Raw genomic sequence first — 1,605 nt, forward strand, 5'->3', positions numbered from 1 at the left:
CGGTGCGTTCACGGATCTGCTCATTTCCCATCGGGGGTCACCTTCCACCAGGGCAGGAGCCGGTTCTGAACCGGTGACGGCGGCCGGTGCCCGGGCGTGGTGCCGGGGGCGGCCACGGGCAGCGTGAGGACCCGGAGCTGAACGAACTCGAAGGTGCCACCGTCGTGGTCGGCGAGGCGGTCGGCGGCGATGTTGCGCAGGTACTTCTGCATCATCACGGCCCGCTCCGAGCGTGCCGTGTCGTCCTCTCCGTGGGTGTCGACGTAGGAGGCCCAGGCACGGCGCAGGAGGTTCTGGGCCGTGTGGCTCGGAAACGGGTTGTGCTCGACCGCGGCACGGTCCATGGCGGTCAGGTCGACCCACGGGCCGACGCGCATCGGGCCGTGGGACGCGGTGTGCGCGGTTCTCGCCAGGACCTGCCGGTTGACCGAGTCGGGGTTGGGCGCGAAGAGCCGCCAGTTCTGCTCGAACAGGGGATACACCCAGGCGTCGACCTGCCGGCTGTACCGCCTTGAGACGGGGTTGGCAGGCGCCACATGCAGAAAGACGGCACCGAGATGGACCACAGTCGTCACCAGACACAGCAGGACGGCAGTGTGCAGCCCCGCCCTCAGCGCCCTGGCACCCGCGGACCGCTCGCCGGGCGGGACCCCGCCCTCGTACCCCGGCCCTGGAGGCGGACCGGCATCGGACCTCCCGGTTTCCCGCACGCGCGCTGAATCAATTCCGCTCGACACCGCCCACCTTGCCTTCTCATATCCACCGCCCGGCGCCTGAGGTCTGCACGGATGGACCGACACCGGCGGCGCACGGCGGAATCGAGGGGATCCCGCCGCGCGCCGTCATCCGATGTACGAACCTCCCGCAGCCAGCCGCCTAGCCCTCGTGACCCTCGGACTTCGGCGAGCTGCCGTAGCCGTAGTTGCTGTAGTCGTAGTGGGCGTAGTCGTAGTTGGTGTAGTCCTCACCGTGCTCCGGCTTGCCGTGCTCCGGCTTGCCGTGCTCGGGCTTGCCGTGCTCACCCTGCTGCTCCTCGCCCGGCTTGCCATGCTCGTGATGGCCCCCACCGTGGCCCGGGCCGCCGGGCTTGTTGTCCTGCTCACCAGGCTTGCCGCCATGGCCACCCGCGGTCTCCCCGCCGGTGCTGCCCGACGTGTTCCCGGAAGTACCGTTGTTCCCCGCGGTGTTACCCGACGTGTTCCCGGCGGTGTTGCCGGAGACGTTCCCCGAGGTACCGCCGGTCCCCACGATCGGCCCGCCCAGCACACCGCCAGTGACCAGACCCCCACTGACCAGACCGCCACCCGTCACACCAGCGACGGTGCCGGTCGTAGTTCCCGTCGTCGTACCGGTCGTGGTGCCAGTCGTCGTACCCGTCGTGGTGCCACCGGTCGTCGTACCAGTCGTCGTACCAGTCGTCGTACCGGTCGTGGTGCCAGTCGTCGTACCGGTCGTGGTGCCACCGGTCGTCGTGCCGGTCGTGGTGCCAGTCGTCGTACCGGTGGTCGTGCCGGTCGTCGTGGTGCCACCGGTCGTCGTACCGCTGGTGGTTCCGGTCGTGGTGCCACCGGTCGTGCTGGTCGCGCAGTTGTTGAGGAAGATGCG

General features: G+C 69.5%; 3 protein-coding genes. 1 reads left to right on the forward strand and 2 read right to left on the reverse strand.

Annotation, left to right across the window (positions count from 1 at the left end; translation table 11 throughout):
• Positions 1-20: 20 nt before the first annotated feature.
• Positions 21-575, reverse strand: coding sequence for a DUF5819 family protein (locus ABZ642_RS46385; RefSeq protein WP_360497785.1), 555 nt, complete (start codon positions 573-575; stop codon positions 21-23).
• Between the two features lie 301 nt (positions 576-876).
• A complete protein-coding gene (locus tag ABZ642_RS46390) occupies positions 877-1,311 on the reverse strand; it encodes a hypothetical protein (protein WP_360497788.1) in 435 nt (144 codons plus the stop codon).
• 10 nt (positions 1,312-1,321) lie between these two features.
• On the opposite strand from ABZ642_RS46390, the gene ABZ642_RS46395 reads away from it, so the two are divergent.
• Positions 1,322-1,605, forward strand: a 284-nt coding sequence (locus ABZ642_RS46395; RefSeq protein WP_360497791.1) for a hypothetical protein, incomplete at its 3' end; no start/stop codon positions are given.

This window comes from Streptomyces sp. NPDC007157, from assembly GCF_040634235.1.
GTDB lineage: Bacteria > Actinomycetota > Actinomycetes > Streptomycetales > Streptomycetaceae > Streptomyces.